This window comes from Bradyrhizobium sp. USDA 336 (genome assembly GCF_044908355.1).
GTDB classification, from domain to species: Bacteria; Pseudomonadota; Alphaproteobacteria; order Rhizobiales; family Xanthobacteraceae; genus Bradyrhizobium; species Bradyrhizobium yuanmingense.
The window spans coordinates 3,777,540-3,792,961 of record NZ_JBIYDC010000002.1; the positions used below are offsets into that span (position 1 = coordinate 3,777,540).

18 protein-coding genes are annotated in these 15,422 nt (G+C 66.0%); 9 read left to right on the forward strand and 9 right to left on the reverse strand.

Translation table 11 applies throughout. From position 1 onward, the window contains the following. Positions 1 to 98: 98 nt before the first annotated feature. Positions 99 to 188: a K(+)-transporting ATPase subunit F gene (locus ABIA45_RS18630; RefSeq protein WP_035698142.1), complete on the reverse strand. Its 90-nt coding sequence runs from the start codon at positions 186 to 188 to the stop codon at positions 99 to 101. 610 nt (positions 189 to 798) lie between these two features. Between ABIA45_RS18630 and ABIA45_RS18635 the strand changes: the two genes are divergently transcribed. Then, positions 799 to 1,263: a hypothetical protein gene (locus tag ABIA45_RS18635; protein ID WP_404653124.1), complete on the forward strand. Its 465-nt coding sequence runs from the start codon at positions 799 to 801 to the stop codon at positions 1,261 to 1,263. A 256-nt stretch (positions 1,264 to 1,519) separates the two neighbouring features. Here the strand turns inward: ABIA45_RS18635 and ABIA45_RS18640 are convergent, their stop codons facing one another. Continuing rightward, a complete protein-coding gene (locus ABIA45_RS18640; RefSeq protein WP_404653125.1) occupies positions 1,520 to 2,101 on the reverse strand; it encodes a TetR/AcrR family transcriptional regulator in 582 nt (193 codons plus the stop codon). An 86-nt stretch (positions 2,102 to 2,187) separates the two neighbouring features. Between ABIA45_RS18640 and ABIA45_RS18645 the strand changes: the two genes are divergently transcribed. The 3 genes from ABIA45_RS18645 (at position 2,188) to ABIA45_RS18655 (ending at position 5,256) form a co-directional block, all read left to right on the forward strand. After that, positions 2,188 to 2,928 (forward strand): crotonase/enoyl-CoA hydratase family protein, encoded by a 741-nt coding sequence (locus ABIA45_RS18645; protein WP_404653127.1) that lies wholly within the window; start codon positions 2,188 to 2,190, stop codon positions 2,926 to 2,928. 84 nt (positions 2,929 to 3,012) lie between these two features. Continuing rightward, positions 3,013 to 3,648: a uracil phosphoribosyltransferase gene (gene upp, locus ABIA45_RS18650; RefSeq protein ID WP_404653129.1), complete on the forward strand. Its 636-nt coding sequence runs from the start codon at positions 3,013 to 3,015 to the stop codon at positions 3,646 to 3,648. A 33-nt stretch (positions 3,649 to 3,681) separates the two neighbouring features. Then, positions 3,682 to 5,256 (forward strand): AMP-binding protein, encoded by a 1,575-nt coding sequence (locus ABIA45_RS18655; RefSeq protein ID WP_404653131.1) that lies wholly within the window; start codon positions 3,682 to 3,684, stop codon positions 5,254 to 5,256. 20 nt (positions 5,257 to 5,276) lie between these two features. On the opposite strand, the gene ABIA45_RS18660 is transcribed toward ABIA45_RS18655, so the two are convergent. After that, positions 5,277 to 6,443 (reverse strand): acyl-CoA dehydrogenase family protein, encoded by a 1,167-nt coding sequence (locus ABIA45_RS18660; RefSeq protein WP_404653132.1) that lies wholly within the window; start codon positions 6,441 to 6,443, stop codon positions 5,277 to 5,279. 96 nt (positions 6,444 to 6,539) lie between these two features. Here ABIA45_RS18660 and ABIA45_RS18665 point away from each other — a divergent pair, with 96 nt between their 5' ends. Together ABIA45_RS18665 and ABIA45_RS18670 are read left to right on the forward strand one after the other, a co-directional pair. Then, on the forward strand, positions 6,540 to 7,043 hold the full coding sequence (locus ABIA45_RS18665; protein WP_333919378.1) for a MaoC family dehydratase: 504 nt from the start codon (positions 6,540 to 6,542) through the stop codon (positions 7,041 to 7,043). After that, a complete protein-coding gene (locus ABIA45_RS18670) occupies positions 7,043 to 7,894 on the forward strand; it encodes an HpcH/HpaI aldolase/citrate lyase family protein (protein ID WP_404653133.1) in 852 nt (283 codons plus the stop codon). Before ABIA45_RS18665 ends, ABIA45_RS18670 begins: the two co-directional genes overlap by 1 nt. A gap of 251 nt (positions 7,895 to 8,145) precedes the next feature. Here the strand turns inward: ABIA45_RS18670 and ABIA45_RS18675 are convergent, their stop codons facing one another. Further along, the gene (locus tag ABIA45_RS18675; RefSeq protein WP_404653134.1) at positions 8,146 to 8,550 is read right to left on the reverse strand and encodes a hypothetical protein; all 405 of its coding nucleotides are present in this window, start codon (positions 8,548 to 8,550) and stop codon (positions 8,146 to 8,148) included. Between the two features lie 263 nt (positions 8,551 to 8,813). Here ABIA45_RS18675 and ABIA45_RS18680 point away from each other — a divergent pair, with 263 nt between their 5' ends. Both ABIA45_RS18680 and ABIA45_RS18685 read left to right on the forward strand, forming a co-directional pair. Next, positions 8,814 to 9,032: a hypothetical protein gene (locus ABIA45_RS18680; RefSeq protein ID WP_404653135.1), complete on the forward strand. Its 219-nt coding sequence runs from the start codon at positions 8,814 to 8,816 to the stop codon at positions 9,030 to 9,032. Next, entirely contained in the window at positions 9,029 to 9,205 is a 177-nt protein-coding gene (locus tag ABIA45_RS18685) for a hypothetical protein (protein WP_404653137.1), read from the forward strand. The genes ABIA45_RS18680 and ABIA45_RS18685 overlap by 4 nt, the downstream gene beginning before the upstream one ends. Positions 9,206 to 9,498: 293 nt before the next feature. Here ABIA45_RS18685 and ABIA45_RS18690 read toward each other — a convergent pair whose 3' ends face one another. The 4 genes from ABIA45_RS18690 to ABIA45_RS18705 all read right to left on the reverse strand — a co-directional run bounded on the left by ABIA45_RS18690 (position 9,499) and on the right by ABIA45_RS18705 (position 12,220). Further along, positions 9,499 to 10,608, reverse strand: a complete 1,110-nt coding sequence (locus ABIA45_RS18690; protein WP_404653138.1) for a trypsin-like peptidase domain-containing protein — start codon at positions 10,606 to 10,608, stop codon at positions 9,499 to 9,501. A gap of 161 nt (positions 10,609 to 10,769) precedes the next feature. Beyond that, on the reverse strand, positions 10,770 to 11,105 hold the full coding sequence (locus tag ABIA45_RS18695; RefSeq protein ID WP_157281818.1) for a hypothetical protein: 336 nt from the start codon (positions 11,103 to 11,105) through the stop codon (positions 10,770 to 10,772). A gap of 87 nt (positions 11,106 to 11,192) precedes the next feature. Then, on the reverse strand, positions 11,193 to 11,684 hold the full coding sequence (locus tag ABIA45_RS18700; protein ID WP_057026078.1) for an Hsp20/alpha crystallin family protein: 492 nt from the start codon (positions 11,682 to 11,684) through the stop codon (positions 11,193 to 11,195). A gap of 74 nt (positions 11,685 to 11,758) precedes the next feature. Next, positions 11,759 to 12,220 (reverse strand): Hsp20 family protein, encoded by a 462-nt coding sequence (locus ABIA45_RS18705; RefSeq protein WP_036042370.1) that lies wholly within the window; start codon positions 12,218 to 12,220, stop codon positions 11,759 to 11,761. Between the two features lie 308 nt (positions 12,221 to 12,528). Here ABIA45_RS18705 and ABIA45_RS18710 point away from each other — a divergent pair, with 308 nt between their 5' ends. Then, positions 12,529 to 14,091 carry a hypothetical protein gene (locus tag ABIA45_RS18710; protein ID WP_404653139.1) on the forward strand — a complete coding sequence of 521 codons (1,563 nt, stop codon included), beginning with the start codon at positions 12,529 to 12,531 and terminating at the stop codon, positions 14,089 to 14,091. Here ABIA45_RS18710 and ABIA45_RS18715 read toward each other — a convergent pair. Continuing rightward, positions 14,080 to 15,381, reverse strand: coding sequence for an MFS transporter (locus tag ABIA45_RS18715; RefSeq protein ID WP_404543207.1), 1,302 nt, complete (start codon positions 15,379 to 15,381; stop codon positions 14,080 to 14,082). The two genes, ABIA45_RS18710 and ABIA45_RS18715, sit on opposite strands and share 12 nt — an antisense overlap. Positions 15,382 to 15,422: the final 41 nt, after the last annotated feature.

Sequence of the window (15,422 nt, forward strand, 5' to 3'; positions counted from 1 at the left end):
GGCTTTTGGTCCGGCGCAAAAGCGGCAGGAGCAGCGCGAGCAGGCCCGCGACGAGCGCAGCCTCGGCCAGCAGCAATTTTGCGAGCAGCAGCACGGCGTCAGAACCGCTCGGGCCGCAGCAGTGCATAGGTGAGATAGATCAGGAGGCCGAACGAGACGGCGCCGGCGAGCGCATAATCGAAGATCATGGTCCGCTCCCTCACAGCCGTTCGCAGGCATAGGTGTAGCCGATCGCGAGGGCAAAGAAGAAGAAGCCCAGCGCCAACATCAAAAGGTCCATCATGGCGATACTCCTTAGGAGAGACGATGTCCGGGATAGCCCGCCTCTGGATCCCGGCGGGCCGCTTGCTGCGATCGAGCGCGGCACGGACCGGAACTTCACCGCGCTGAAGTGCCACCGTGCCCATAGGTTTTCGAGATGAGACCTGTGGCGACGTTATAGGAATCTCATAAAGGCCGGCCCGTCTCGGCGCAGGGCTATCGCGGCTGAGAGCCTTCCCCGCAGCCATCCTTCGAGACGCCCGCTTGGGGCGGGCTCCTCAGGATGAGGGCGGAGTGCGGCCATAGTTTCAGCGGGCACTGACGCCGATGAGCCTCATCCCGAGGAGGCGCGTCAGCGCCGTCTCGAAGAACGAGGCGTGCGCACGGGCTGCCGCTACGAGTCCGCTGACCGGGAAGACCCGGCCGCTTATGGAATCCCTATATCTCTCGCCCGATCCCTCTCTCGTTTTCAAATGCTCTTCCCGCCATCTTGGCGAGGCCGGCCGACTGACCGACGCCAATTCCAGGAGGCCTGCCATGACCGCTCTCCACCCGCTCGATCTCCCCTCGCTCGCCGAACAGCTGCGCAATGCCCATTCAATGACGCGGCCGCTGATGCTCGACATCATCGGTCGCGCCTGCCGACGCTTGCCGTCGCTGGGCCGGGGCGAACGCGCAGCCCGCGTCATGCGCCTGATCGATGCGGAAGCCTGGGCCGATGCGGCGCTGGCGCTGATGGAGCTCGAGCTGCCGATGTGGCAGGTCCGCCGCATCGCCTACGATGACGGCGAGTGGCATTGCGCGCTGTCGCGCGAGCGCGAGCTGCCGGACTGGCTGGATTCCGCGGTCGAGGCGCGCCATGCCGACCTCGCGCTCTCTCTGTTGTCGGCGTTCGTCGAAGTCCGGACGCTGGCCATCGAAGTGTCGCGGCCGAGCGTTCCGTCGGTGTGCCCTATGCTGGATCCGCTTTACGAGCCGGTCGCCTGCCACAATTCCCGCTAGACGCATTTGAAAGGACACGAGAAATGCCGACGCCGATTCTCGGCTTTGAACGCCCCCGTCTGAGGGGCTGAACAGCAGTTGCGCATATCGAAGCTGCGCAAAGCTCGACTCGAGCGTATCGCCCTGGATGGGTTGGCCATGCTGTCGATGGGCAGCGTGCTCACCGCGCTGATCGCGCTGAGGACCGCAATCCATATCTGGCATCTCCACGCCTGACCGGCATTGCAGATGTCATGACTTTTCGCGGCCTCGGCGGCTAGCGCCTCACCTCCACCTCGATCAGGCGCGCCAGCTCCGACGCGGTGACCTCGATCGGCCGGCCGCTGCGCTCGACGCGGGCCTGGATCAGCGCGCCCTGGAGCGCCGACGTGCAGAGCACCGCCAGCGCCTCCGCCCGCGGCCTGGCAAACCCGTCGGCGACCAGCTTGTCACGCAGGATCGATAGCCGTGCCGCATAGGCCTTGCGACCGGCCTCCGACACGGCGCGCTCGCGCGGCGCAAGCTCGAGCAGCACGGTCGTGATCGGGCAGCCGTTACGGAAGCCGGAGCCCTGCATCCAGCCTGCCAGCAGTCTGGCGTGCGCGCGCAAGAGCTCGCCGGTCGAACCGCACTCTGCCGCGAGCTCGGCGACCGTCGTCGCGACGCGGCGGCCCGCCTCCTCCACCGCCGCCACCGCGATCGAGGATTTTCCGTCCGGAAAGTAATGATAGAGCGACCCCTTCGGCGCGCCGCTGACGTCGACGATGTCGTTGAGGCCGGTGCGGGCAAATCCCTGGCGGCGGAATAGCGTCACCGCGGCATTGATGATGGGCTGACGGTGCTTCGGCACGGCTGGCATGGCACTCTCCTCCGCTCGGAAATTATATTGATTGGTCTACATCAGCCTCCGACAGTCAAGGCATGACAACTGACGGAGAGAGGCAGATGCCTGAGAGAGTGACCTATGAACTGAACGACGGCGTGGCGCGGATCGGGCTCGACGACGGCAAGGTCAACGTGATGTCGGCCGCGATGCTGGGCGAGATCGGCGCCGCCTTCGACCGCGCCGAGACGGAGGCGGAGATCGTGGTGCTGCGCTCGCGCCGGCCCGGCATCTTTTCCGCGGGCTTCGATCTGAAAGTGTTCGCCTCGGGCGATGCCGCCAAGAGCCTCGAGATGGTCCGGGCCGGCGCCGAGCTTGCGCTGCGGCTGACGTCGTTTCCGCATCCGACCATCGGCGTGATGGAGGGCCATGCTTACCCGATGGGAACGTTCCTGCTGCTCGCCTGCGACGTCAGGCTGGGCGCGCGCGGACCGCACCGCATGGGGCTGAACGAGGTGGCGATCGGCATCGCGCCGCCCAGCTTTGCCATCGAGCTCGCGCGCAGCCGGCTGCATCCGGCCTGGCTCAGCCATACCGTCACGCTGGGCGAGATGTACGAGCCCGAGGAGGCGCAGACGGCCGGCTTTCTCGATCGCGTGGTTGCACCTGAGATGGTCGACGCCACGATCGAGACGATCATCACCGGCCTGCGCGCCATCCACAAGCCGTCGCATGCCACCGCAAAGCGGCGCCTGCGCCGGGGAGCCATGGACGCCATGCGCGCGGCGATCGACCGCGAGCTGACCATGGCTGCCTATGAGGCAAGCAACCGCGCGCACAGCGCAGTCGCGCTGCCCGGTTGAGGCCGGCTATCCCGCGGAAAAGGCGTTGCCTAAAACCACCTGGCCGATCTGGCGCAGTTTCACGGAACCGTGTAGAGCGGTTTCATGAGCACCAGCAACGTCAACGTCGTCGCCCACCCCCTGGTCCAGCACAAGCTCTCCCTGATGCGGGAGAAGGACCGCTCGACCAAGAGCTTTCGCGAGATCCTGAACGAGATCGGGATGCTGCTCGGCTACGAGGTGACGCGCGACCTGCCGCTGGAGCTGGTGGAGATCGAGACGCCGATCGCGGCGATGCAGGCGCCAAAGATCGCCGGGAAGAAGCTCACGCTGGCGCCGATCCTGCGCGCCGGCGTCGGCTTCCTAGACGGCATGCTGGCGCTGATGCCTTCGGCGCGCATCGCCCATATCGGGCTCTACCGCGACCCGGAGACGCTGCAGGCCGTGGAATATTACTTCAAGGCGCCGCAGGACCTGTCCGACCGCACCGTGATCCTGATGGATCCGATGCTGGCGACCGGCAATTCCGCCTGCGCCGGCGCCTCCCTGCTCAAGGCGCGCGGCGCCCGCGACATCCGCTTCGTCTGCCTCCTGGCCGCCCCTGAAGGCATCGCCAAGTTCCAGAGCGAGCATCCCGACGTGACGATCTGGACCGCCGCGATCGACGAGCGGCTCAACGACCACGGCTATATCGTGCCGGGCCTGGGCGACGCCGGCGACCGGATGTTCGGCACCAAGTAGACAGGCTTGCGCGACCGGGTTAGTCCGATGGCCATGAGCGCCAACGATGTTTCGCTGCAATCGCTGCTCCGGATCAAGACCGCCGCCGACCCTGCCCTGGTATTCGACGGCAAGGCCGTCTCTCGCGCGGAATTCTCGGCGAAGATCGAGCAGACCGCCGCCTGGCTAGCCGCGCAAGGCATCGGCAAGGGCGACGTCGTCGCGGTCTGGCTGGTCAACCGGGTCGAATGGCTTGCACTGCTGTTCGCCGCCGCACGGCTCGGTGCGGTCGTCGCCGCCGTCAATACGCGCTATCGCAGCGCAGAAGTCGCGCACCTGCTCAAGCTATCAGGCGCGAAGCTCATGGTCGTCGAGGCCGCATTTCGCGCGATCGACTTTGCCGCCATCCTCGCCGATGTCGCCGAGGCCGAGGTGCCCGCGCTGCAACGGCTGGCCGTGGTCGGCGCGGATGCGATCCCCGCACGCTGGCCCTGCGTGCGGTTCGATGCGTTCGAGACGCCTTACCCGCCCCCTCCGCCGATCCAGTATGATGTCGATCTGCCCGTGCTGCTCTACACCACGTCAGGCACGACCAAGGGGCCGAAGCTGGTCGCGCATTCGCAAGCGACGCTGGCGACGCACGCCGTCTCCGTCGCCCGCGCGCTCCAGCTCGATCCCCGGCGTCATTCGCTGCTGGCGATGCTGCCGTTCTGCGGCACGTTCGGCATGACGAGCCTGCTCGGCTTCCTCGCCGCCGGTGCGACTATTCATGTGCTCGACGCCTTCGAGGCAGCGCCGGCGCTGAAGATCCTCAGCACGGAGCGCATCACGCATTCCTTCGGTTCGGACGAGATGTTCCGGCGCATCCTCGCCCTCACCGATGCACCACGCCCGTTTCCGCATCTCGAAGTCTGCGGCTTCGCCGCGTTCCAGCCCGGCTGGCGCGAGCTGGCTGTGGAAGCCGAAGCGCGCGGCATGAAGCTGTATGGCCTCTACGGATCGAGCGAGGTGCAGGCGCTGTTCTCGATCGGCCGCCCCGGCGATGCCTTTGCCGATCGGGTCGAGGGCGGCGGCTGGCCGATGTCGCCGGAGGCGAAAGTCCGCGTGCGCGAGGTCGAGACAGGCGAGCTCGCTGCCAGCGGCGTCTCCGGCGAGATCGAGATCAGCGCGCCCTCGCGCTTCCTCAGCTACTTCAACAATCCGGAGGCGACGCGCGAGGCGATCACCGCCGACGGCTTCTTCCGGACCGGCGACATCGGCCGGCTGCGCGGCGACGGGTCGTTCGTCTACGAGACTCGCGCCGGCGATGCGATGCGCCTCGGCGGCTTCCTGGTCGCGCCCGGTGAGATCGAGGACGAGCTCAAATCCTGCACCGGTGTCGCCGACGCCCAGGTCGTCGCCATCGATCTCAAAGGCCAGGCGCGCTGCGTCGCCTTCGTGATCCCGACAACGGAGCCGCCCACACAGGAGACGCTGATCGCGCGCCTGCGCGAGCGGCTCGCCGGCTACAAGGTGCCGGCGCGGATCTATGTCGTGGACGCCTTCCCCGTCACCGACAGCGCCAACGGCGTGAAGATCCAGCGCGCCCGGCTTCGCGCCATGGCGATGGAGCGGATCGCCGCCGAATAGACCCGTTCAGTACGACTTGTTCAGTACGACTTCGCGAGCCCCAGCACCTTTTCCGCGATGAAGCTGAGCGCGAGCTGCGGGCTGACCGGCGCGATGCGCGGGATCAGCACCTCGCGCAAATAGCGCTCGACATGGAATTCCTTGGCGTAGCCGAAGCCGCCATGGGTCATCACCGCCTGCTCGCAGGCCGAGAAGCCCGCTTCGCCCGCCAGATATTTTGCGGCATTGGCCGCGGCGCCGCAGGGCATGCCCTTGTCGTATTGCCAGGCCGCCGACATCACCATCAGCCAGGCCGCCTCGAGCTCGACCCAGTTCACCGCAAGCGGATGCTGGATGCCCTGGTTCTTGCCGATCGGCCGGTTGAACACGATTCGCGTCTTGGCGTATTCGGTCGCGCGCGATAGCGCGAGTTTTCCCAAACCGACAGCCTCGGCCGCGATCAGGATGCGCTCCGGATTCATGCCTTCGAGGATGTACTCGAAACCCTTGCCTTCCTCGCCGATGCGATCCTCCATCGGGATCTCGAAATCCTCGAAGAACAGCTCGTTGGAATCGACGATCTTGCGGCCCATCTTTTCGATCTCGTGGACCTTGATCCTGTTGCGGTCGAAATCGGTGTAGAACAGGCTGAGACCGTGGGTAGGCGAGCGCACCTCCTCCAGCGGCGTGGTGCGCGCCAGCAGCAAAATCTTGTGCGCGACCTGCGCCGTCGAGATCCACACCTTCTGGCCATTGACGATGTAGCGGTCGTTCTTGGCGACCGCGCGGGTCTTGAGCTGGGTGGTGTTGAGGCCGGTGTTGGGTTCGGTGACGGCGAAGCACGCCTTCTCGCGGCCTTGGACCATCGGCGGCAGCATGCGCCTGCGCTGCTCCTCGGTGCCGAACACGACGACGGGGTTGAGCCCGAACACGTTGATGTGCACTGCCGAGGCACCGGACATGCCGGCACCCGACTCGGCAATGGTGCGCATCATGATCGCCGCTTCCGTGATGCCAAGCCCGGAGCCGCCATACTTTTCCGGCACGCAGATGCCGAGCCAGCCGGCGTCCGCCAGCGCCTTGTGGAAGTCGTGCGGGAAGCCGCCGTCGTGGTCCTTCTTCAGCCAATAGGCGTCGGGAAAGCCTTCGCAGATCTTGGCGATGGCGTCGCGAATGGCTTCCTGCTGATCGGTGAGCGCGAAATCCATGGTCTTGATCTCCCTTCGCCAAGCGTTCTTTAGCTCGAAAAACTGCAGGCAGATACGTGAATTTGCCCGCGAAGTGTGTCTACCATGCATGGGGTCATGCGGCGCGACGCTGCGCGTGCGCCGTTATTTCGCAGGGAGGAAACCGCGATGGCCGGACTATATTTCGAGGACTTTTCCGTGGGCCAGGAGTTCAGGCATCCGCTGACCCGGACCGTCACGGAGATGGACAACACCATGTTCAGCCTGCTGACGCTCAACCCGCAGCCGCTGCACATCGACGCGCATTTCGCCGAGAAGACCGAGTTCGGCCAGCGCATTTTCAACAGCCTTTACACGCTCGGCATCATGATCGGCATGACGGTCTATGATACGACCTTAGGGACTACCGTCGCCAATCTCGGCATGACCGACGTCACCTTTCCGAAGCCGGTCTTCCATGGCGACACGTTGCGGGCCACGACAAAGGTGCTCTCTGTGCGGGAATCCAGATCGCGGCCCAAGGCCGGTATCGTCGAGTTCGAGCACCATGCCCTGAACCAGAACGACGAGATTGTCGGCAAATGCCGCCGCATGGCGATGATGCACAAGAGGCCGGTCTGATGCGCTCGATGCTGTTCGTGCCGGGCGATTCCCCGCGCAAATTCGAGAAGGCGAGCGAAGGCAAGGCCGACGCGCTGATCATCGATCTCGAGGATTCCGTCGTCACCGAGAAGAAGGCGGAGGCGCGTGAGCTGACGCTCTCGATGCTGAAGAGCCGCCCCGGCCCGCATCAGCTCTATGTCCGCGTCAACGCACTCGACACCGGCATGACGCTGGCCGATCTCGCCGCGATCATGCCGGGCAGGCCTGACGGCATCGTGCTGCCGAAATCGCAAGGCGGCGAGGACGTGCGTCAGGTCGCAACCTGGCTCGAAGCTTTGGAAGCCGCCTCCGGCATCGCGATCGGCGCGACCCGCATCGTCTGCGTCGCGACGGAGACTGCCGGCTCGATCTTCGGGCTCGGCAGCTACAAGGGCTGCTCCCCTCGCCTCGCCGGCCTGATGTGGGGCGCGGAAGATCTCTCCGCCTCGCTCGGCGCTACCGAGAAGGCGAGCGGCGGCGTGTTCCACAGCCCCTATCGCCTGGCGCGGGATCTCTGCCTGATGGCGGCGGCAGCCGCCGAGGTCGCGCCGATCGACACGGTTTACACCGACATCGACAATCTTGCCGGCCTCGAGCAGGAGACGCGTGCCGCGCGGCGCGACGGCTTTTCGGCCAAGGCGCTGATCCACCCCAAGCATGTCGACATCGTGAACGCGGCCTTCGCGCCGACGGAGGCCGAGCGTGCCTGGGCGGAGAAGGTGATCGCGGCGTTCGCGAGCAATCCCAATTCCGGCACGCTGCGGCTCGACGGTCAGATGATCGACAAGCCGCACCTTCGCGCCGCGAAGAAGATTCTCGGCCAGTCCTAGAGCGGGACGCAAGCTTCGTCCGCTAAAGCGAAATGAGATTCGATGTTGCAAGCAGGGATGTACGCTCCCTCTCCCGCTTGCGGGAGAGGGTTGGGGAGAGGGTGCTTCCGCAATGGGACAATCCCCTAGAGGAGAAAGCCCTCACCCGGCGCTTCGCGCCGACCTCTCCCGCAAGCGGGAGAGGTGACCGGCCCGCGGCAGTATTCAAGCTAAACCATCGCGCTATAGGCTGCAGCCTGAAGTTGGCGGTCTCAGTCGAACCCCTGAACGGGCGGTGCCGGGGAATGCGCCGGCGCGGCAGGGGCGGCTTGAACCGGCGGAGCCTGGACCGGCGGCGGGGCCGGACTGCCGGCAGCTCTCATCTGGCCATTGGCGGCCATCGCCTCGCGCGTGCGCGACGGGCTGCCGGTCGCGGCGGCGCGACGTGGCGGCGGCTGCCGGTGCCTGGCCGACTGCGAGCCTCTCAGGCCCCAGGACCGGGCGATCGAAGGTCCGGCCGTGTAGCCGATCAAGGCTCCGGCGACCGCACCGACCGGCCCCAGCACGACGGCGCCCGAGACCGCGCCGAGCGCCGCATCGCCCGCGCGCTCCTGCGCGAGCGCGCTCGCGGGCACGCAGGCCAGCATTGCGACAGCAGTGATCAGTGCCTTGTTCATCGGAGCGCCTCCCTCGCGACAGATCACTCCTGCTCAAATATGGCCACACGAGGTTCGCTTGCCGGCCAACAAAAGGCAATCGCGCCCGGAACCCAGCCGGCCGGACGGTTCGACCGGCCGATCATCGATCCCAGGAGCCAGCAACGAGGACAGGCGCGCCAACATCTTGACACCGCTTAGCCGCTGAATATTTTTTCGCCGAGAAGAGATCTTCTCATCCTCGCAAACCAAAGGATCTAACGCGACCGTCTGGAGAGACGACGATGCTCGATGAGAATTTGGCCCGCATTCGTGCGCACCGCAACAACATCCACCGCTACCGGCGCCTGCTGAAGACCAGGCTGTCGCAGCTTGAGCGCCAATTCATCGAGAGGCGACTTGCGGAAGAGCGATCGGCGCTCGATGGCCTGACCGCCACCACCTTTCCCGTCGGCTTCCGCGCCGCCAAAGCGCCGGCGGGCGCAATGGGGATGGCGCAATGAACAGCCAACGCGACCTGCTCATCCGCGGCAGCGAGAAGGTCATCGGCCATTACGAGCTGCTTCTCGCCAGCGCCAAGAGCGAGCATGAGCGCGAGCGCTATCGCCAGCGCATCGAACGCGAGCGGCGGCTGATCCGGGACCTGCAAGGTGAATGGGATCACCGCGCGGCCTGAGCTGGGAGATCACGCCTCCCCGGCACCGTCGCAGGGAGGGCTATCGCATTTGAGAGCTCTCCCCTGCGGCCATCCTTCGAGACGCCCGCTTGAGGCGGGCTCCTCAGGATGAGGACGGAGTGTGTGGCTACAGTTTCAAGAGACACTGACGCCGATGAGCCTCATCCTGAGGAGGCGCGTAAGCGCCGTCTCGAAGGACGAGGCGTGCGCACCGGCCGCCGCTACAAGTCATATGCCATAGCCCTGCCATCGCACGACGAACCGCTTGCGCGGTTCGTCCCTGCGCATTCGTTTCAGCGGACGAGGCGATTGGGGCCTGCGAGCGCGCTGCTCGTGCCGGCTGCGGGCGCCACTCTCACCGTGGCGGTGAATGGCGCACCATTGCGCAGCAGCGTGAGCTTCACGTCCTCGCCGATCCGCGCCAGGCCGATCGTGTTGCGGAGCTGGGCGGCAGTGCGGATCGGGCGGTCGTCGGCGCCGGTCACGACATCGCCCTTGCGCAGGCCGGCCTTCTCTGCGGGCGAATCCGCCGCGATCTCGGCGATGACGGCGCCCTGATTCAATCCCTTGTTGACCGACGGATGCAGGTCCTTCAGCGAAATGCCGATGCGACCGCGCTCGACGCGGCCGCTCACGATGATCTGCTCCATCACCTTGCGCGCCATGTTGACCGGAATGGCAAAGCCGATACCGACATTGCCGCCCGCGGGCGAGATGATCGCCGAGTTGATGCCGACGAGCTCGCCGCGCAGGCTGACCAGCGCGCCGCCGGAATTGCCGGGATTGATCGCCGCGTCGGTCTGGATGAAATCCTCATAGCCCTGCTTGCCTAGGCCGGTGCGGCCCAGCGCGCTGACGAGCCCTGAGGTCACGGTCTGGCCGAGGCCGAAGGGATTGCCGATCGCGAGGACGAAATCGCCGACATCGAGCCCGTCGCTGTCGCCGAAGGCAAGCGCCTTGAGCCCGACCGGGTTCTGGACCTGGAGCACCGCGACATCCGTCGGCGGATCACGGCCGATGACCTTGGCGGAAAACTGCCGGCCGTCCTTGGTCGTGATCTGAACGGCGGATGTGCCCTCGACCACGTGATTGTTGGTCAGCACATAGCCGCGCTGGGCGTCGACGATCACCCCGGAGCCGGTCGCATTGACCTCCTTCTCGATCTGCCGGGGGACGTCGAAGAACTCGCGAAACAGCGGGTCGCGATAGAGCGGGTTGTCCTCGCGCACGCGGCCATGCACGGAGATGTTGACGACGGCCGGCGTCACCTGGCGCACCAGCGGCGCCAGGGTCGGTACCGGACCGCCGGTCTTCAGATCCGGAATCTGGCCGGCGGCAGGCTGCGACGCCGTGAGCGTCAGCATCAGCAAGGCCAGGAACAGCAGACGCACAGCATTCATCATCGTCACCCTGCCGCGTTGTGTTGTGAGGATAGTCGGAACCTTGGTGCTTCAGCCTTCGTCGCCTGATGCGACGATCCAGCCTTGCAGGGCCAGAAGCGGGACGGTCCAGGCTGCCGCGACCTGGCCGAGCAGCACGAGGGCGAGGACGGTGTTGGTGAGGATCATGCCGCCTGCCCTTCGGCGGCGGCCCATGGCCGCCGCAACCGCATCGGGACGCCGCCCCCGCGTGGCGGGTCGTCATTGTCGTTGTCGCCGTCGAGCTTGCGCAAGGCGGCCAGAATGTCGGCGAGCCGGACCGTGTGGCTCATGCCGGGAATCTCGCGCAAGGCGGGATAGGATTCGACCGCGTACATGTCCGATGCCCAGGACGACAGGATGACGCGCTTTTCGGGCGGTGAGAGCTCCTCGGCATTCAGGACGTCGGCAGGCGAGTCGTAGTGGGCGGCGGGATGAAACAGCGGATTGAGAGTGCCGGAATTGGTATTCACGTTGGTCATCGGTTAAGTCTCCCACATGCTCCTTTCCAGGGGGACGGCTTGTTGACGATGAGACGGCGGCGCCACATCGCCGCCGTCTCACTTGACTTAATGCGTGTTGATCGCGATGCGCTTGACGCCTTCGCGTGCCTTCTCCGACTTCGGCAGCGACACGGTCAGGACGCCATTCCTGAACGACGCCTCTGCCTTGTCCTCCTCGACACCCTCCAGCGGAATCTGCCGTTCGAAGGCGCCGTAATAGCACTCGGTGAAGAACCTGCCTTCGCCGTTGCGCTCCGCCTTCTTCTCGCCTCGCACGGTCAGCACGCCATTGGCGATCTCGACCTGAACGTCCTTCTCCGTCAGGCCGGGAAGCTCAGCCGAGACAGTCAGCGTCTTGTCGGTCTCGCTGAGCTCGACCTTCGGCCAGCCGAAACGGCCTTCCATCAGCGGCGACAGGTTGGTCGCCCCGAAGCCGCGGAAGACATCGTCGAACAGACGGTTCATCTCGCGGTGAAGCGTCAGGAACGGATCGAAATTGTCGCGCGCCGGCGCAAGCTCCTGGTTTTTCGACCAGGGAATGAGATCACGAAAAGCCATGGTACCCTCCTTCTTGCATCGGAAAGCGCGGCCCGCGCATGCGCGCGCCGCGTTCCGCCTGTTCGATCGAGCGCTCAGGCTGCTTTCTTCTGCTCGATCTGCGTTGCCGCAGGAGCGCCGCCCGCGATCGGAATGCGACGCGGCTTCATGGCTTCCGGAACCTCGCGGACGAGGTCGATAATCAGCAGCCCGTCCTGGAACGAGGCCTGCTTCACCTGGACGTAATCAGCGAGGTTGAACACGCGCCGGAACGGACGCGCGGCGATGCCCTGGTACAGGTATTCGCGCGCAGCCGTCTCGGGCTTCCTGCCCTCGATGGTAAGCGCGTTCTGTTCGGCCGTCACGGTGATGTCGTTGGCGCCGAAGCCTGCCACGGCAAGGCTGATCCGGTAATGGTCTTCGCCGGATCGCTCGATGTTGTAGGGGGGATAATTGTCCTCGGTCGCCTGGCGGAGCGTGCTGTCGACGAGGTCGGCCAGGTGGTCGAAGCCGATGGTGGAGCGCCACAGCGGCGCGAAGTCAAAGCTGGTCCTCATAACCAAGTCCTCCAAAGAGCAAGATGGATACGAAGGAGCGCAAGGCGGGATTTCAGACGGGTCCGAAAGACCAACCCGGCGCCCGTGCCGGACCCGGTTGGCATCCGACACACCGCTCTCGCGGCGAAAAACGACTTAGAAAACCGGAAACCGGTTTCAAGAGGGGCCAGCGGATTTTTTTTCGACCCCATCGATGGTCCGCCGAGCCCGGACGCTCTCGGCGGCAACGGCAAGGTAAAATAGGGGTACAATGGGCGGGTCGAGGTAAGGCCACGTTGCCTCCGCGCATCTGGCCCCGGGCAACGCGCATGACGAACCAGGCGGCAGCACACCGCAGACCAGGGACCCGACCGCGTCCGGCCGGTCGCACGGCGGGTGCGATTGCCCTGCTGGCCGCCGCAACCGCCTTTGCGGCGCATGCCGACGACATTGCCATCTCGCCTGCCGGGCTAGAGACGCTCGGAACGATCGATGCGCGCTTTCAATCCTACAACATCGAGATGGTGGAGGTGACCGGCGGACGGTTCTGGAAGCCTTATCCGCGAACCGCACGTGCCTTCGACGAACGGGATCGTTACAGCGCGCGGCCGCCGATCGATCTTGCCAATGCGCGACTGCGCCTGCTCGCCGCGGCGCTGTCGCCGGCCTATCTGCGCGTGAGCGGCACCTGGGCCAATGCGACGTTCTTTGCCGAGGCGCCGGGAGAGCCACCGCCGGGATTCAATTCGGTGCTCAGCCGAGCGCAGTGGCGCGGCGTCGTGGAGTTCGCGCATGCGGTCGATGCGGAGATCGTCACCTCCTTTGCGATCAGTCCCGGCAGCCGCGATGACAACGGCATGTGGAAGCCGGATCAGGCGCAGCAGCTGGTCGACACCACGCGCGCTCTGGGTGGGCGCATCGCCGCCGCCGAATTCATGAACGAGCCGACGCTCGCAGCGACGGGCGGTGCACCGGCGGGCTATGACGCGGCCGCCTATGGCCGCGACTTCAAGATCTTTCGCGAGTGGATGCGGCGCGCCGCACCGGAGACGCTGATCCTCGGTCCCGGCTCGGTCGGCGATGCACCATCGCCGTCCGGAACGGGGCTCACCACGCGGGACCTGCTTGCCGCATCCGGCCCCGGCGTCGATCGGTTCTCCTATCACCATTACAACACGATCTCACCGCGCTGTGGCGGGCACGACGATCCGGCGCAGGCCCTCTCGGAGCAATGGCTGGCGCGCACGGATGCGACGCTCGGGACCTACCAGGCGCTGCGCGACGCATTCGAGCCGGGCAAGCCGATCTGGCTGACCGAGACGGCTGATGCCGCCTGCGGCGGCGGCTTATGGGACCGGACTTTTCTGGACACGTTCCGCTATCTCGACCAGCTCGGACGCCTGGCGAAGGCCGGTGTCCAAGTGGTGATGCACAACACGCTGGCTGCCAGCGATTACGGCCTGCTCGACGAAACAACGTTCCGACCGCGGCCGAGCTATTGGGCCGCGCTGCTCTGGCGCCGGCTGATGGGAACGATCGTGCTCGACGCAGGCAAACCTGCTGCGCGCAATCTCCATCTTTACGCGCACTGCCACCCAGCCACGACAGGCGCGGTGTCGCTGCTCGCAATCAACACGTCGCGCGGCACATCGCGCACGCTATCGCTGCCGGATTCCGCCGAGCGGTACACGCTGCACGCAGCGCAGTTGCAGGGTACGATTGTGCAGTTGAACGGCAAGAGGCTCACGCTGACCCCTGAGGGCCAGCTGCCCCGGCTCGAGGCACGCGCAGCACCGCCGGGAACGGTCAGGCTTGCGCCGACGACCATCACCTTCCTGGTGTTTCCGAACGCTGCAAATCCGGCTTGCTTGTCCCGACGCTCAGGATCTTAGCGAGTCCCGCGCCGTCTCCGGCGCCAGCAGCGTCGCGAGGATCGTGACGATCGACAGCGCGACGATGTAGACCGACACCGCCCAGTACGAGCCGGCCCAGGCCAGCAGCGCAGCCGCGATCAGGGGCGAGAAGCCGCCGCTGAGCGCCGCCGCGACGTTGGCGCCGAGCGAAGCGCCGCTGTAGCGCACCTGGGTGCGGAACAGCTCCGGCATGAACGCGGCCTTCGGCCCGAACAGCAGCGCATGGGTGAGCGTCATCGTGACGACGAGCGCAAGCGTGATCAGCGCCGGCTCCCTGGTGTCGACGAACCAGAACAGCGGGAATGCCAGCGCCACCGAGAAGACGCCGCCGGCCAGATACAGCGCCTTGCGTCCGAAGATGTCGGACAGCCAGCCGGCCAGCGGCAGCGTCGCGAACTCGACGATCGCGGCATAGACCACCGCATCCAGGATCACCTGCCGGGGCAGGCCGAGCCTGGTCGTCGCGTAAACCACCGTGAACACGGTGAGGAGATAAGCGAGCCCGACCTCCGACACCGTGATGCCGATCGCGAGCAGAAAGCTGCGCCAGTCGCGGCGCAGCACTTCGAGGGCCGGCTGCGCCAGCACCTCCTTGCGCTCGACGATCTCCTTGAAGTGAGGCGTCTCCGCAAGCTTGAGCCGCACGATGAAGCCGACGCCGACCAGCAGAATGCTGATCAGGAACGGCACGCGCCAGCCCCAGCTGAGGAAGTCCGCCTCGGGCAGCTTCGTCATCAGGGCGAAGATGCCGGTGGAAGCGGCGACGCCGACGGGAAAGCCGACCTGCACCAGGCTACCGTAGAAGCCGCGGCGATTGCCGGCGTGCTCGATCACCATCACGACCGCGCCGCTCCACTCGCCCCCGAGCCCGATGCCCTGAACGAAACGGAGGATCACGAGCAGGATCGGCGCCCAGACGCCGATCTGATCGTAGGTCGGCAGGCAGCCGATCAGGAAGGTGCCGAGCCCCATCGCGATCATGGTCGCAACCAGCATGGTCTTGCGGCCGAGCCGGTCGCCGTAATGCCCGATGATGGCGCCGCCGATCGGCCGCGCAACGAAGCCGACCGCATAGGTCGAGAACGCCGCCAGCGTGCCGACGAAGGGATCGAAGCTCGGGAAGAACAGCTTGTTGAAGACGAGCGCCGCCGCCGTGCCGTAGATCAGGAAATCGTACCACTCGATCGCGGTGCCGAGCGCACTCGCCCACACCACGTGCGCCGTCGTCGATCTCTCCGCGGAAGCGGAGACCCCCGTTGCTGTCGTCATGCCCTGCCCCAAAGGATTCCAGTGGGCATCATGGCCAAACG

What these genes read in the sequence shown, in the direction of transcription:
- ABIA45_RS18630 (WP_035698142.1), bottom strand. Translation starts at nt 188, where the DNA reads ATGATCTTCGATTATGCGCTCGCCGGCGCCGTCTCGTTCGGCCTCCTG.
- ABIA45_RS18635 (WP_404653124.1), top strand. Translation starts at nt 799, where the DNA reads ATGACCGCTCTCCACCCGCTCGATCTCCCCTCGCTCGCCGAACAGCTG.
- ABIA45_RS18640 (WP_404653125.1), bottom strand. Translation starts at nt 2,101, where the DNA reads ATGCCAGCCGTGCCGAAGCACCGTCAGCCCATCATCAATGCCGCGGTG.
- ABIA45_RS18645 (WP_404653127.1), top strand. Translation starts at nt 2,188, where the DNA reads ATGCCTGAGAGAGTGACCTATGAACTGAACGACGGCGTGGCGCGGATC.
- upp (WP_404653129.1), top strand. Translation starts at nt 3,013, where the DNA reads ATGAGCACCAGCAACGTCAACGTCGTCGCCCACCCCCTGGTCCAGCAC.
- ABIA45_RS18655 (WP_404653131.1), top strand. Translation starts at nt 3,682, where the DNA reads ATGAGCGCCAACGATGTTTCGCTGCAATCGCTGCTCCGGATCAAGACC.
- ABIA45_RS18660 (WP_404653132.1), bottom strand. Translation starts at nt 6,443, where the DNA reads ATGGATTTCGCGCTCACCGATCAGCAGGAAGCCATTCGCGACGCCATC.
- ABIA45_RS18665 (WP_333919378.1), top strand. Translation starts at nt 6,540, where the DNA reads ATGCGGCGCGACGCTGCGCGTGCGCCGTTATTTCGCAGGGAGGAAACC.
- ABIA45_RS18670 (WP_404653133.1), top strand. Translation starts at nt 7,043, where the DNA reads ATGCGCTCGATGCTGTTCGTGCCGGGCGATTCCCCGCGCAAATTCGAG.
- ABIA45_RS18675 (WP_404653134.1), bottom strand. Translation starts at nt 8,550, where the DNA reads ATGAACAAGGCACTGATCACTGCTGTCGCAATGCTGGCCTGCGTGCCC.
- ABIA45_RS18680 (WP_404653135.1), top strand. Translation starts at nt 8,814, where the DNA reads ATGCTCGATGAGAATTTGGCCCGCATTCGTGCGCACCGCAACAACATC.
- ABIA45_RS18685 (WP_404653137.1), top strand. Translation starts at nt 9,029, where the DNA reads ATGAACAGCCAACGCGACCTGCTCATCCGCGGCAGCGAGAAGGTCATC.
- ABIA45_RS18690 (WP_404653138.1), bottom strand. Translation starts at nt 10,608, where the DNA reads ATGATGAATGCTGTGCGTCTGCTGTTCCTGGCCTTGCTGATGCTGACG.
- ABIA45_RS18695 (WP_157281818.1), bottom strand. Translation starts at nt 11,105, where the DNA reads ATGACCAACGTGAATACCAATTCCGGCACTCTCAATCCGCTGTTTCAT.
- ABIA45_RS18700 (WP_057026078.1), bottom strand. Translation starts at nt 11,684, where the DNA reads ATGGCTTTTCGTGATCTCATTCCCTGGTCGAAAAACCAGGAGCTTGCG.
- ABIA45_RS18705 (WP_036042370.1), bottom strand. Translation starts at nt 12,220, where the DNA reads ATGAGGACCAGCTTTGACTTCGCGCCGCTGTGGCGCTCCACCATCGGC.
- ABIA45_RS18710 (WP_404653139.1), top strand. Translation starts at nt 12,529, where the DNA reads ATGACGAACCAGGCGGCAGCACACCGCAGACCAGGGACCCGACCGCGT.
- ABIA45_RS18715 (WP_404543207.1), bottom strand. Translation starts at nt 15,381, where the DNA reads ATGACGACAGCAACGGGGGTCTCCGCTTCCGCGGAGAGATCGACGACG.